Annotated in this window: 12 protein-coding genes and 5 pseudogenes; 11 read left to right on the top strand and 6 right to left on the bottom strand. The window is 67.9% G+C overall.

Going from position 1 to position 13,445, the window contains the following annotated elements; all coding sequences use genetic code 11:
• Positions 1-56: 56 nt before the first annotated feature.
• Entirely contained in the window at positions 57-1,253 is a 1,197-nt protein-coding gene (locus tag OH735_RS36980; protein WP_406386342.1) for an IS110 family transposase, read from the top strand.
• A gap of 47 nt (positions 1,254-1,300) precedes the next feature.
• On the opposite strand, the pseudogene OH735_RS36975 reads toward OH735_RS36980, so the two are convergent.
• Positions 1,301-2,137 (bottom strand): annotated as a pseudogene (locus OH735_RS36975) (IS5 family transposase).
• 322 nt (positions 2,138-2,459) lie between these two features.
• Between OH735_RS36975 and OH735_RS36970 the strand changes: the two are divergent.
• The 4 genes and pseudogenes from OH735_RS36970 to OH735_RS36955 all read left to right on the top strand — a co-directional run.
• On the top strand, positions 2,460-2,999 hold the full coding sequence (locus OH735_RS36970; protein WP_406380868.1) for a winged helix-turn-helix domain-containing protein: 540 nt from the start codon (positions 2,460-2,462) through the stop codon (positions 2,997-2,999).
• Positions 2,915-3,538 (top strand): transposase, encoded by a 624-nt coding sequence (locus OH735_RS36965; protein WP_406380869.1) that lies wholly within the window; start codon positions 2,915-2,917, stop codon positions 3,536-3,538. Before OH735_RS36970 ends, OH735_RS36965 begins: the two co-directional genes overlap by 85 nt.
• A 92-nt stretch (positions 3,539-3,630) precedes the next feature.
• Positions 3,631-3,885, top strand: a complete 255-nt coding sequence (locus tag OH735_RS36960) for a DUF6332 family protein (protein WP_406386132.1) — start codon at positions 3,631-3,633, stop codon at positions 3,883-3,885.
• Between the two features lie 15 nt (positions 3,886-3,900).
• Positions 3,901-4,205, top strand: a pseudogene (locus OH735_RS36955) (transposase); the annotation flags it as partial.
• Positions 4,206-4,409: 204 nt separating this feature from the next.
• Here OH735_RS36955 and OH735_RS36950 read toward each other — a convergent pair.
• Both OH735_RS36950 and OH735_RS36945 read right to left on the bottom strand, forming a co-directional pair.
• A pseudogene (locus OH735_RS36950) lies at positions 4,410-5,189 on the bottom strand (hypothetical protein); the annotation flags it as partial.
• 102 nt (positions 5,190-5,291) lie between these two features.
• Positions 5,292-5,750, bottom strand: a complete 459-nt coding sequence (locus OH735_RS36945; RefSeq protein WP_406386130.1) for a hypothetical protein — start codon at positions 5,748-5,750, stop codon at positions 5,292-5,294.
• 689 nt (positions 5,751-6,439) lie between these two features.
• On the opposite strand from OH735_RS36945, the pseudogene OH735_RS36940 reads away from it, so the two are divergent.
• The 5 genes and pseudogenes from OH735_RS36940 to OH735_RS36920 all read left to right on the top strand — a co-directional run.
• A pseudogene (locus tag OH735_RS36940) lies at positions 6,440-6,961 on the top strand (IS701 family transposase); the annotation flags it as partial.
• 404 nt (positions 6,962-7,365) lie between these two features.
• A complete protein-coding gene (locus tag OH735_RS36935; RefSeq protein ID WP_406386129.1) occupies positions 7,366-7,881 on the top strand; it encodes a hypothetical protein in 516 nt (171 codons plus the stop codon).
• Between the two features lie 80 nt (positions 7,882-7,961).
• A complete protein-coding gene (locus OH735_RS36930) occupies positions 7,962-8,804 on the top strand; it encodes a DUF4097 family beta strand repeat-containing protein (RefSeq protein ID WP_406386128.1) in 843 nt (280 codons plus the stop codon).
• 95 nt (positions 8,805-8,899) lie between these two features.
• Positions 8,900-9,892, top strand: a complete 993-nt coding sequence (locus OH735_RS36925; RefSeq protein WP_406386127.1) for an ATP-binding cassette domain-containing protein — start codon at positions 8,900-8,902, stop codon at positions 9,890-9,892.
• The gene (locus tag OH735_RS36920; protein ID WP_406386125.1) at positions 9,889-10,680 is read left to right on the top strand and encodes an ABC transporter permease; all 792 of its coding nucleotides are present in this window, start codon (positions 9,889-9,891) and stop codon (positions 10,678-10,680) included. Before OH735_RS36925 ends, OH735_RS36920 begins: the two co-directional genes overlap by 4 nt.
• Before the next feature lie 148 nt (positions 10,681-10,828).
• On the opposite strand, the gene OH735_RS36915 is transcribed toward OH735_RS36920, so the two are convergent.
• Both OH735_RS36915 and OH735_RS36910 read right to left on the bottom strand, forming a co-directional pair.
• Entirely contained in the window at positions 10,829-11,023 is a 195-nt protein-coding gene (locus tag OH735_RS36915; RefSeq protein WP_406386124.1) for a hypothetical protein, read from the bottom strand.
• 113 nt (positions 11,024-11,136) lie between these two features.
• Positions 11,137-12,417, bottom strand: coding sequence for an RNA-guided endonuclease InsQ/TnpB family protein (locus tag OH735_RS36910; RefSeq protein ID WP_406386122.1), 1,281 nt, complete (start codon positions 12,415-12,417; stop codon positions 11,137-11,139).
• A gap of 23 nt (positions 12,418-12,440) precedes the next feature.
• Here OH735_RS36910 and tnpA point away from each other — a divergent pair.
• Positions 12,441-12,862: pseudogene (tnpA, locus tag OH735_RS36905) on the top strand (IS200/IS605 family transposase); the annotation flags it as partial.
• A 100-nt stretch (positions 12,863-12,962) separates the two neighbouring features.
• Here the strand turns inward: tnpA and OH735_RS36900 are convergent.
• The gene (locus OH735_RS36900; RefSeq protein WP_406386121.1) at positions 12,963-13,409 is read right to left on the bottom strand and encodes a hypothetical protein; all 447 of its coding nucleotides are present in this window, start codon (positions 13,407-13,409) and stop codon (positions 12,963-12,965) included.
• Positions 13,410-13,445: the final 36 nt, after the last annotated feature.

The raw sequence follows: 13,445 nt of genomic DNA, 5'->3' as shown, positions 1-13,445 counted from the left end.
AGGTCGTCCGTGGCACGAACAGCACGAACAGCACGAACACGCACGTCAGGAGCATGATGAGCCGGATATGGGCGGGGATCGACAGCGGGAAGGGTCACCATCACGGTCTCGCACTGGATGCCGACGGCAAGACGCTGCTGTCGCGGCGTGTCGCCAACGATGAGCCCGAGCTGCTGAAGCTGATCGGTGACGTCCTCGACCTCGCCGACGGCCACGAGGTCACCTGGGCGATCGACATGACCGGCGGGGAACCCGCGCTGCTGCTGGCCCTGCTGGTCAACCACGGCCAGGAGGTCCTCTACATCCCTGGCCGCCTGGTGAACCGGGCGTCCGACGGTTACCGCGGCGAGGGCAAGACCGATGCCCGCGACGCCTACGTGATCGCCGACCAGGCCAGGATGCGCCGAGACCTGCGGCCCATCCGCCCCGGAGACGAGGCCGCCCTTGAACTGCGGCTGCTGACCGGCCGCCGCGCAGACCTGGTCGAGGACCGCACCCGCGTGGTGAACCGCCTGCGCGGCACCCTGTTGAGCATGTTCCCGGCCCTGGAACGGGCTCTGGACGTGACCAACACCGGCCCGCTCAAACTGCTGACGGGCTACCAGACTGCGGCCGCGATCCGCCGCGCCGGGGCCGCGCGGCTGACCAGGTGGCTGGCCAACCGCAAGGTCCGAAACGCAAGCTCCCTTGCTGAAACGGCAGTTGAGGCCGCCGAGCGCCAGCACACAGCTGTCCCCGGGGAGAAGACCATCGCGAAGCTGGTCCACACCCTGGCAGAGGAGGTGATGGCCCTCAACGAGCAGATCTCCGAGATGGACAAGCTCATCGAGGGCCGGTTTCGCGAGCACGAACTCGCCGACATCGTCCTGAGCGTCCCGGGCATCGGCGCTGTGCTCGGTGCAGAGTTCGTCGCCGCCGTCGGCGGCAGCCTGGACGACTTCGGCTCCCCGGACGCCCTGGCGGCCTTCGCCGGTGTCGCCCCCGCACCCCGCGACTCGGGCAAGGTCAGCGGCAACCTCCACCGACCGCTCACCTACCACCGACGTCTCCAGCGCGTCTTCTACACCTCCGCACTCGTCAGCGTCCGCTGCGACCCCAACTCCCGGAAGTTCTACGACCGCAAACGCGCCGAGGGGAAGAAACACGTCCAAGCCGTGCTCGCCCTCGCCCGCCGACGCGTCAACGTCATGTGGGCCTTGATCCGTGACCGACGGTGCTACGAGATCACACCCCCAGTGACCACGATCGCTTGACAACAACATTAGGAAGCGTTTAGCGTGGACGAATTGCCTCTTATGCCCTAGGAGGTCCCTCGCCAGGTTGGCGTGGTCTCGTCCGTTATGCGCTTGGCGAGGTTGTCGATCGAGGCGACGTAGATCACGGCTTCGGAGCTGGCGTTTAGGGTCTCGTAGTCGCGGGCGAGACGTCGGTGCATCATGATCCAACCGATGCTCCGCTCCACTACCCAGCGCCTTTCACGACGTGAAAGCCGCGAACTCCGGGATTCCTGTTGACGACTTCGACGTCGATTCCGAGCTGCGCGCCGTGTTCGACGACGGCCTTTTGAAGCCGGTGTCTACCCAGCTCTTGGCGATGGTCGGGTACGTCTTCTTGGCCTGGTCGAGGAGGCGTATTCCCAGGGCGTTTTCGGAGAGGCTCGCGGCGGTGACGGTCACGGCGAGGATCAGGCCGTTCGTGTCGGTGAGGATGCCCCGCTTCCGGCCCACAATCTTCTTCGCGGCGTCTGTTTCCTGGCTGGTCACAGGCGCGTTGGTGGAGGTCTTCACGCTCTGAGTGTCGATGACGGAGCCTGTGGGTTCGGTTTTCGTCCCTCCTTCACGCGGGCCAGTGCCTTCAGGTCGTAATTGAGCTGGGTGAAGATTCCCTCGTCGCGCCAGGCTGCGTAGTAGGCGTAGACGGCGCCGTGGTTCGGGAAATCGTACGGGAGGTACTTCCAGGGGATTCCGGTGCGGTTCACGTAGAGAATCGCGTTGAATACGTCGCGGAGGTCGACCTTGGCCGACTGGCCGGTGGGTCTGCGGTCGAGCCGGGCTTTTCTCCAGGCTGTCAGGGTCGGCTCGATCAGGGCCCATCGAGCGTCGGACAGGTCGCTGGGGTATGGCTTGCGCTGGCTCACGCCGTAGCGTTGGCACGAGAGGGCCGGAAGGTGCCGTTCCGCCGATCATCGGGAGATTCTGTCGCATCCTCAAACCAGACGGACTTCCAGCGGTAGAAGCGAGCGAAACGGATGACAGGCTCCGAGCGGCGAGAAGTTACGAAACTCGCATGCCGCTCGAACCATCGCAATGCAGGTCAGCGACGAAAGCCGTTTTTCTGAACAGACCTACGTAAACGCCCTCTTAGAACTCATCTCAATTGGTTACTGATTTCGGCGTTTCGGGGTCTGGATTTGTGTCGGGAGGGGTGACGGGGTCCGTCCGGGCTGGTACGCCGGAGGTATGCGGTATCCGGACGGGGGCGGGCTGACCGCCGAGCAGCGCAGGCGCCGGGAAGAGGTACGGATGCGGGCCGTTGACCTCTTCGATGAGGGCGTGGAAGTCCCGTGCATCGCCCGGGAGTTACGGGTGAGTGAGAAGTCGGTCTACCAGTGGCGCCGCACCTGGAGGACGGGCGGACGCGAGGCGCTGCGTTCCAGAGGCCCCTGCGGCTACGACTGTCGGCTCGGCCCACACCTGCAGACCAAGCTCGCGATGTGGCTTGATGAGGGGCCGGCCGCGCACGGCTGGGCGGACGACCAGGTGTGGACCGCCGCGCGGGTACGCACGCTGATCGGGCGGAAGTTCCACCTCTCCTACAGCGTCTCCGGGGTCACTCGGCTGCTGCACCGCATGGGCTACAGCGTGCAGATGCCCGCCCGGCCCGCCGCCGAACGCGACGAGGACGCGATCACCGCATGGCGGGAGGCGACCTGGCAGGAGGTAAAACCCTCCGGGCGGCGACCGGCGCGTTCATCTGCTTCGAGGACGAAGCGGGCGTGACCGGTCGGCCGCCCAAGGGCCGCACCTGGGGCCGGCGCGGCATCACCCCGAGGGTCAAGGTGCCCGGCCGTAGCCGGGGACGTCTCTCGGTGGCCGGTCTGCTGTGCTACCGGCCGGGCCTGCCCGCCCGTCTGTGCTACCGGCTGCGTCGGCATACCGGCCGCAAGGGCGAGCGTCGCTCGCTGGGCGAGGCGGACTACATACGCCTGTTGGATGGCGCCCACCAACTGCTCAAGGCCCCGCTGATCGTGGTGTGGGACCGGCTGAACACCCACATCTCCAAGACGATGAAGGCACTCGTTGCCGAGCGGGACTGGCTGACGGTGGTCCTGCTGCCCGGGTATGCGCCCGACCTCAACCCGGTCGAGGGCCTGTGGGCGCACATCAAGCGGAGCCTGGCCAACCTGGCCGCCCGCACCCTCAGCGAGCTGGAGACTCTGCTCCGCAGGCGGCTCAAAGCGCTGCAGTACCGGCACGGCATCCTCGGCGGATTCCTCGCCGGGACGGGCCTCGCTCTCGACAGACCGGACAGACCCTAATACGCCGAAGTCAGTAGTGCGCCTCGACGAGTGAGAGCCAGGTGCTGTTCGGTCCAGGCGCAATAGCTTGACCGTGATGTGAGACTTGCAGCATGGATATGGGGCGTGAGTCGCGGTGGGAAAAGGACACAATGACGGTGGAGATCGTTTTTGCTCTGGTGACTGCCGTCGTGCTGGCTGCTGCGGTCTTTGCCGTTGCTCTGGCTCTCGCACTAGCTTTTGGCGTCTCTGGTCCAGCGGGGAAGGGCGCGTTGGTGGGGGGTGCGCTGCTCGGAGCAGCGGCCGGAGTGTGGCGTCTGGTGCGGGTGCTGCGTCGGTTCGACGCACAGCGCCGTAGAGGTCACTGACTGCGGGCCTCCTCCTTATGGGCGAAGCTGCATCGTCTGGTCCTCGAAGAACTCGGCTCCCGCGGTGAGCTGGACTGGTCGAGGTGCGCGGTCGACTCGGTGAACATGCGGGCTCTGAAAAGGGGGACCTGACGGGTCCGAATCCTGTCGACCGGGGCAAGTACGGGTCGAAGATCCATCTGATCACCGAGCGGACTGGTCTGCCCCTGTCTGTCGCAATCTCCGGCGCCAACGTCCACGACAGCCAGGCCCTGATCCCACTTGTGAAGGGCATACCTCCAATCCGCTCGCTCGAGGCGAGGGTTCGTCGTGCGGGTGGTTGGGGCGGAGAGTGAGGGCCGCTCCGGCGCGGGTCTCGGCCGCAGCCGCTCACCCTGCGGTGCGCAGGCCGTCGATGACGGCTGCCGTGGTGAGGCCGGCGTTGGCTACGGCGACGAGAGCGGCCAGGCCGACGGCGCTGCCGATCTGCTGGAAGGCGGAGGCGGCGCCTTGTTCGTGGCCAGCGACCCCGCTGGCCGCAGAGGCTAACAGGGCGGTCGTGGCGATGCCTTGACCGAGGTTGAGGAGGGCGGGGTAAGCGCCGTTCGGTGACATGCTGGTGGCGTGGCGGGCGCCGGGTACGGCTGCAAGGGGATCGACGCCGGCGGTACGACGAGTGCCCGGGGCGGCGTGACGAGTTGTGCCGGTGCGGCAGGGAGCGGCCGGGGCACTGCCGTCGGAGCCGTACGCGTCAGCAACACCACACCTCGCGCCGCAAGCACCGCGCCCCCCGCCGCGAGGAACAGGCCCGCGATCCCGCCCTGGAGGCGCTCGCCGAGCAACGAGAGGCCGATGACCGCCGCGTACACCGGGTTCGCCAAGGTCGCCATCGCGAGCGGCGCACCCAGGCCCCCGCGGTACGCGGTCTGCGACAGCAGCAGGCCGACCGCTGCGAACGCCGCGACGAGCAGCGCCACCACGATCACCTGCGCGTCGAGCAGTGGCCCGGAGGAGTCGGTCGCAGGAACGGTCACGGTCTGAGTGAGCGTGGACGCGACGCCCGAGGCGACCCCGGACGCCGCTGCGTGCCGCAGGCCGGGTTTGGCGCCGCGTCGCGACAAGGCCCCAATGAGCGCGGCGGTTGCCCCTGCGACGATCAGGGCCTCGGGCAGCGAGAGCGTGTCGTCGGGCGCTGGGCCCGATGCCGTCACGAGCACCGCGCCAAGCCCGATGAGGGTCAACGCCGTACCTCGCCGCTAGTCCGCGGTGACGCGCCGCCCGGCGATCCGGGAGCCGAGCGGCACGGCCGCAACGAGTGTGAGTGCGCGACGCCCGCCCGCAGGGGCCGGGAGTGGCTCGGACTGCGTCACTTGCCCACTGGCATGCGGCAGCCCGAGCAGTAGTAGCGGCCTTGGTGACCGCGGTCCTCAGCGGTGTGAACGGTCGTGGTGCTCCAGACCCCAGTTGGTGTATTCGTGGCCATCGGCCCAGCGGAGCTGGTCGAGGACCCACTGACGACGGCCTTCATCGATCTGCGCCCGGTAACCGTCGCGGTCGTCGTACCGGATCCAGTAGCGACCTCCGTCGTGATCCTGCTTCCAGTAGCCACGACCGTCGTGATCCCGGTTCCAGTGGCCATGACCGTCATCGCCCCAGCCGCCGAATGCGCTGTGTCGGTCCCCGCTGCGGCCGTGCCGGTCTTCGCTGCGGTTGTGCTGGTCCCAGCTGTGGCTGTCAGGGGTTCGGACGGCGGATACAGCACCCGCATGGCTGCTGCTCGGGTACGTCGCCGCCGAGGCGGAGCCGCCGGTAGCGAGAAGCCCAGCTGCCGCGACGGCGGTAGAAGCGATCGCTACGACGACCCGACGCACAGTCCTGTTTGCCATGATTCCTTCTCCTTACTCACCCGGCGATTCGAATGAGTTACTTCGCGGATATTTGCCTGCTCCCAGGCACTTGAGACAGTAGCGCGCAGTTTGTTGAATGATGAACTACCTGCCATGGTGAGGTCCACCACGCGACAAAAAGTCGTTGCGTCGGAATATTTCCGTGACACCCGCCGTGGGATGCCGACTCTCGAGCGGCAAGTCGGGACGTCCGCTCTCCTCGCTCCACGTCATGGGACCAACTCAGCCAGTCCGCAGCTACGTTGGAAGACGCCACACCTCAGGCGCATACGTCGGCAGCGACGAAGGCGAACTGCAGGCCGCCGGCAATGGCGAGCCGGTTATCCCGACCAGGAAACATGCACAGAGGTGCACGCCGCTCCGCGAAGGCATCCCCGACAGCGAAGCCGGCATACCTCCCTTTGGTCACAGAGAGCTACCGTTCTTACTCCTGCTCTCGTCCCAACATCCCTCCGCTGTATTCGCGCACCAGCGCTGCCTGCGGCAGGCCGTGCGGAGCCTGGATGCCGTACTCGTACTCCAGCCGGACTTCTTCATTCGCGCTGGTCAGCGGCTTGGGTGCGGGGAGTGTAGCGGGCTGGAATGGGCGTGGGGCGGTGTTTGCGGGGTCGCCCGCGAAGGTGTGGCCGTGCTGCTTGCCGTGGCAACGTTCCGGGCAGTCCACTCGTATGAGTGATGCGTCAACGGACCTGCGGGAAGAGGGACTTGCTGAGCTGCTCTTGCCGATCGGAGGACGTTTCGCCCGCGTGGAATCCCGGCGTCGGATGCGGGACTACGCCCGTGGGGCTTCTTGGTCCGGTGGGCCGTAAGAACGTCACCAGCTCGCCGAATACGCCGGCCACGCCACCCCCGACGGGCTACAGCACCTCCCGTCCCGGAGCCGCTGGGAGGCCGACGAGGTCCGCGACGACCTGCACACCTACGTCGCCGAGCACCTCGGCGCGGACAACGGCGTGCTGATCATCGACAACACCGGCTTCGCGAAGAAGGGCACCACCTCCGCCGGCGTCCAGCGCCAGCATCCCGGCACCGCAGGCCGCGCCGAGAATTGCCAGATCGGGGTCCACGCCGCCTACGCCACCTTCCGCGGCCACGCCCTGGTCGACCGCGAGCTCTACCTGCCCAAGCCCTGGACCGACGACCGCGAACGCTGTCGGTCTGCCCGTGTCCCCGACGACCGCGTCTTCGCAGCAGGGATCCGGGGCGGCGCGGAGGGCGGGGATTCGGGGCGGCGCTTTTGATCACGGCCTCACGCATGCTCTGGCCGGGCGGGGCGGCCCGGTCATGCCGCCCGCAGGCGGGCTCGGCCCGGTGACAAACCGCGGGGGGGCGGGCTACCCCCTTTGTGACCTCGCGTGGCGTCACATGATGGCGCCGGGCGCACGGCGTGACGCCATCCGGCGCCATTCGGCGCCAGCTGGTGCCGCCCGGTGCCATTCCATGACCTCAGAAGCACACGGGCACACATGGCGCCACAATCAGCCAAGTAGGTGCCAGTATGTTTTCGCAGGTCAGAGGCGTGGTGCCAAGCTCCGGGGCTAACATGCCACTTCACGGCTTGCACATGGAGCCATTATGGTGCCATCATGGCGCCATGGACCTCACTCCGTATGTCGACAGCCTCCGCCGCGAACTCGCGGTCGCCGCCGAAGCCGGCGGCGACGAAGCCCGCGAGCTGGCAGAGCGGCTCACCGCTCCCCTGGAGTCGGCGACCCGGCTGACCATGCTCCATGTGCTCTCCGCCGCGACGGACGAGATCACCCGTGAACTCGCCCCCGGGTCGGTCGACGTACGGCTGCGCGGGCTCGACCCCGACTTCGTGGTGACACCGCCGCCCACCGGCGGCGCCCGCGCGGAGCCGGCCGCGCCCGTCGAACCACTGGGGACCCCGGCCTCGGCCGACGGCGACGAGGGCGGCACCGCCCGCGTCAACCTGCGCCTGCCGGCCCACCTCAAGGCCCGCGCCGAGGAGACCGCGACCCGCGAGGGCCTGTCGGTCAACGCGTGGCTGGTGCGCACCGTGTCGGCCGCGGTCGACGGCGCCACCCGGCCGCGTACGGCGGAGAAGACCCAGACCATCGGACAGGGCTACACGGGCTGGGTGCGCTAGCCGCACCCAGCCCGCACCACTTCACCCACACCACGTCCCACCAGCGGGACGGCCCGAAGACCCAAGAGGACGGGACAGCCATGCCTTCTTTCGACACTCCCGAACCGATCTCGGCCACGGCGCACGTGGAGGCCGGTTCCATCCAGTTCACCGCCGCCGACCGCCTCGACACCGTCGTCGAGGTGCGCCCCCGCGACCCGAAGCGGGACCAGGACGTACGGGCGGCCGACCAGACCGAGGTCACCTACGCGAGCGGCGCACTGACCGTCAGGACACCCAAGCCCAATCTGTTCGGCCGCACCGGCACCGTCGACGTGACGGTCGAACTGCCCACGGGCTCGCGCATCGACATGACCGGCGCCTGGGCCCAGGTGCTCGGCGAGGGCCGGCTCGGCGAGGTCCGCGTGAAGACCTCGTCCGGCGACGTCCGCCTCGACACGACCGGCCCGCTGCAGCTGACCGCGTCGCACGGCTCGATCACCGTGGACCGGATCGAGGGCATGGCCGAGATCACCACCAGCTCCGGCAGCCTGCGCGTCGGCCTCGTCGACGGCCCCGCCGTCCTGAAGAACTCGCACGGCACCACGACCGTCGGCGCCGCGACCGGCGAGCTGCGGGTGCGCGGCGCCAACGGCGACATCGAGATCCGGCGCGCCGAGGACTCGGTCACCGCCACCACCGCCCACGGCACCCTGCGCGTGGCCGAAGTGGCCCGCGGCACCGTCCAGCTGGAGACCTCCTACGGCGCCATCGAGGTCGGCGTCCGCGAGGGCACGGCCGCCTGGCTCGACGTCCGCTCCGGCTCCGGGCAGGTACGCAACACGCTCACCGCATCCCAAAGCCCGGAGCAGACCGAGGAAACCGTCGAGGTCCGCGCCCGCACCCGGCACGGCAACATCGACGTCCGCCGCGCCAATGCCTGACCCCAAAAAACGACCGGCCCCGCCCCACCCACTCCCCCACCACTCCCCCAGCCGCTTCAGCCTTCGAACGGGAGGGCCCCATGCCTTCTTCTGTCATGCCCACATCCAGGCAGGGTGACGGTCGCCCGTCGCCGGCCGCCGTCTCTGCCGTCGGCCTGCGCAAGTCGTACGGCGACAAGACCGTCCTCAACGGCATCGATCTGCACATCCCGGCCGGGTCCGTGTTCGCGCTGCTCGGACCGAACGGCGCCGGCAAGACCACCGCCGTGAAGATCCTGTCCACCCTCATCACCGCCGACGGCGGACAGGCCCAGGTCGCGGGCCACGACATCGTCACATCACCGCAGGCCGTGCGGGCCGCGATCGGCGTCACCGGGCAGTTCTCCGCCGTCGACGCACTGATCACCGGCGAGGAGAACATGCTCCTCATGGCCGGCCTGCACCACCTGTCCAAGGCCGAGGGACAGCGGGTCACCGCCGAACTGCTGGAACGGTTCGACCTGGTGGAGGCCGCGAAGAAGCCTGCCTCCACCTACTCCGGCGGCATGAAACGCCGCCTCGACATCGCCATGACCCTCGTCGGCAGCCCGAGGATCATCTTCCTCGACGAGCCGACCACCGGCCTCGACCCGCGCAGCCGCCGCACCATGTGGCAGATCATCCGCGAACTCGTCACCGGCGGCGTCACCGTCTTCCTCACCACCCAGTACCTGGACGAGGCCGACGAACTCGCCGACCGTATCGCCGTCCTCAACGACGGCAGGATCGCCGCCGAGGGAAGCGCCGACGAGCTCAAACGGCTCATCCCCGGCGGACACGTACGGCTCCGCTTCTCCGACCCGGCGGCATACCAGAGCGCCGCCTCCGCGCTGCGCGAGGTCGCCCGGGACGACGAGGCACTCGCGCTGCAGATCCCCAGCGACGGCAGCCAGCGCGAACTGCGCTCCATCCTCGACCGGCTGGACTCGGCCGCCATCGAGGCCGACGAGCTGACCGTGCACACCCCCGACCTCGACGACGTGTTCTTCGCCCTGACCGGCGCCAACGTGCCCAACCAGCCCAGCCAGCTCAAGGAGAACGCCCGATGAGCTCCCTCTCCCTCGCCGTACGCGACTCCTCCACAATGCTGCGCCGCAACCTCCTGCACGCCCGGCGCTACCCGTCCCTGACACTGAACCTGCTGCTCACCCCGGTCATGCTGCTGCTGCTCTTCGTCTACATCTTCGGCGACGTGATGAGCGCCGGCATCGCAGACGGCAGGACGGACCGCTCCGAATACCTCGCCTATCTCGTCCCCGGCATCCTGCTGCTGACCATCGGCGGCACCACCATCGGCAGCGCGGTCTCCGTCGCCACCGACATGACCGAGGGCGTCATCGCCCGCTTCCGCACCATGGCGATCCACCGCGGATCGGTACTCATCGGGCACGTCATCGGCAGCGTCCTGCAATGCGTGATGAGCGTGGTCCTCGTCGGGGCCGTCGCCGTAGCCATCGGATTCCGGACCACGAACGCCACCGCCCTGGAATGGACCCTGGCCCTGGGACTGCTGACCCTCATCGCCCTGGCACTCACCTGGATCGCAGTCGCCATGGGCCTGTCCAGCCCGAACGCCGAAGCAGCCAGCAACAACGCCCTGCCGCTGATGGTCCTCCCGCTCATCTCCAGCGCCTTCGTACCCGTCGACGCGATGCCCGGCTGGTTCCAGCCCATCGCCCAGTACCAGCCCTTCACCCCCGCCATCGAGACCCTGCGCGGTCTGCTCCTCGGCACCGAAATCGGCATCAACGGATGGCTGGCCATCACCTGGTGCCTGGCACTGGCCACCCTCGGCTACATCTGGTCCACATCACTGTTCAACCGCGACCCGAAGTAACGAAAGAAGAACCGGCCAGCAACCCGAAAACCGCAACCCGTCCCACACCAGGGCGGCGTACCCCGACACCCCATCGGCGCCCACTGCGCGTCAGTCAAGGGCACACATGGACAAGACCAGCGGCGTCGGTCGGAACCGGCGCCGCTCGTCAGGCCGTCGGCCCCGTACGGAGCCGCCGCACGTCCCGCACGAGCGTGTACAGAGCGCTGAGGAAGATCACAGCTCCAGCCCCGATCCAGAGGGGCGGTGCCCCGGAGCGGTACTCAAGAACGGCAAGGACGAGCAGCAACATGCCGGCAAGGACACCGAAGGCCGAGATCAGAGCGCTGATGCGGTTAGTCACACGGACATCATCAACGACAATCTCGGCCAGCGGGAGTGATCCAAACGAAAGACCCTAGCCGTGCATCGCGGTGCTTTGAAGTGCTCTCCCGGCTGAAGCCGGGAGATTCCTGCTTACCTTGCGGCAGCGGGCTTGACGCGCTTCGCACGTCTGACGACTGCCCTCCCGGCAGCCGGGATGAGCGCGAGGCCCGTCCGGTACAGGTGCAAGACGTTTAGGGCTGCGTTGTGGTCGGCATTGCCCGACCAGCCGCAGTCGGGGTTCTTGCACACGAACACGGCCTGGCTCTCCCGGTTGCCGGGCGTGGTGAAGCCGCACGCTGAGCAGCGTTGGGAGGTGCCGGGGGCGGGGACCTTGTGCAGGGTGCCGCCGAGCCGGGCGGTCTTGTACGTCAGCATGGTGACCGTGCGGCCCCATGCCTCCTTGCTGATGGAGCGGTTCAGCCCGGACTTCTGGGCGACGTTCTTCCCTGGCTCCTCGATGGTTCCCCTGGCCGACTTGACCATGTTCGTGATGGTGAGTGCTTCGACCACGACGGTGCCGTATGTGCGGGCGATGGCGGTGGTCGTCTGGTGCTGCCAGTCCAGGGCCCTGCGCTTGGCTTTCGCGTGGAGTCCTGCGATCTGGTCGTAGGTGCGGTGCAGCCGGCGGCTGGTGCGCTCGCCGGGCTTGCGGTGCTGCTTGCGCTGCGCGGCGCGCCGCTCCAGGTGCAGAAGCCTGGCCTTCTCCTTCTCCGTCAGCCATTCGCCGTGCTCGTACGTCTCGCCGTCCGAGAGGGCGATGGGCACGGTGACGCCCACGTCGATGCCGACTTCCGGCCCCTGGTGGGGCTCGGGCTTGACCTCCAAGGTCTGGACACGGAAGGCGATGTGCCAGCCGAGTACGTCCTTGACCAGCCGTGCCCCGGTGATCCGGTTCTCCGCGCCTGCACGCTTGCCGACCGGAAGGTCCTTGGTCCACCGGAAGCGGACCCGGCCCACCTTGGGAATGTTGACCATGCCCCAGCGGCGGTGCACGCGCACGATGTTCAGGTCCCGGCCCTGCGGGATGTCCACGGACATCACCGTGCGGAACCGGCCCTTGAAGTTCGGGGCGTCGGCGCGGCCCTCCCAGCAGTTCTTCCACGCCTGGAAGTACGTCTTGAGTACTGCTTGCGCGGCCTGAGCGGGGAGGACGGCCAGGAAGTCGATGTCCTCGCGGGCTTGTCGGATCGCGGCGTCCGCGTGTCCGAGAGTCCGCATTTCCTTCGGCATCATCCGCCACCAGGCGTGGAGAAGATTCCACATGGTGCGGGCCGCGTGCGCCTGATCATCCGCAGTGCGAACCCCGGCAGGAGACAGCGAAAGTCGGGCGCGGTGCCCGAACTGCCGCTTTACCAGGGTGTCTTGACTCACGATCGAGACCATAGCATTGGTTTATGTCACCGCGCTGGAACCCTCATCCCGATGTCAGAACGGGTCGCCATGTTGTCTACAACCTGCATGTTCATTTGGTTTTTGTCACAAGTACCGGCGTGAAGCGTTCACCGACGCCATGCTGACCCGCACCGAAGAGATCATGCGGGAGGTCTGCGCAGACTTCGAGGCCGAGCTGAAACAGTTCAACGGCGAACAGGACCACGTCCACCTGCTCGTGCACTACCCGCCGAAGACGCAGCTCTCCAAACTGGTCAACTCGCTCAAGGGCGTCAGTTCCCGCAGGCTCCGCCAGGAGTACAACGCGCATGTCCGCCGATACCTGTGGGGCGGACACTTCTGGTCCGGCTCCTACTTTGCCGGATCCTGCGGCAGCGCACCCCTGACCGTCGTCAAGCAGTACATCGAAACCAGCAGCGTCCCGTCTGACCTCACCCCAAAGGCGCAGAGCACTCCGGCGCTCTGCGCCTCCGGGCCAAGGATGGCCTTCACCCCCGCCCTGAAGGACGGAGCACTGGCCAAGATCAGAGGTAGACGTACAGGGCGATCACACCGGCGACGCAGGCGAGGACCACCCATGAACCGAAACCGGTGTGTTTCCGACTGCCTTTGGGCCGCGCGGCCTTCCCGGAGTGATTGGACCGCCCGGGCGCTGCCCGTCCCGGCACGACCGGCGCCGCATCGGCCGCCGCCTCGGCGAGCAGGCGACGGCAGGTCGCGGCGAGCACGCCCGTACCGGCGGAGAGGGGCACCACGGCCTCCGAACGCGCCGGCGCGGTGGTGCCGCCGTCCAGGATGCGCCCCGCGCGAACGAGGACCTCGTCCCGGCCGCCCGCCGGAGCAAGGCTGATCCACCGCCGTACATGCTCACCCCGGATGACCACACCACCGGACCGCTCCCGGTACACGGTGTGTTCCCGCCACAAGATCTCCGCCAACTCCCCGGCGGTGTCTCTCAGTTGTGCACTCACAACCCCTCCCCCTCCGCTTCGCGGCGAATCGAACAA

This window comes from Streptomyces sp. NBC_01618 (assembly GCF_045209435.1).
In the GTDB taxonomy this organism is placed as follows: Bacteria; Actinomycetota; Actinomycetes; order Streptomycetales; family Streptomycetaceae; genus Streptomyces.
This window is presented reverse-complemented; position numbering and strand designations above follow the sequence as displayed.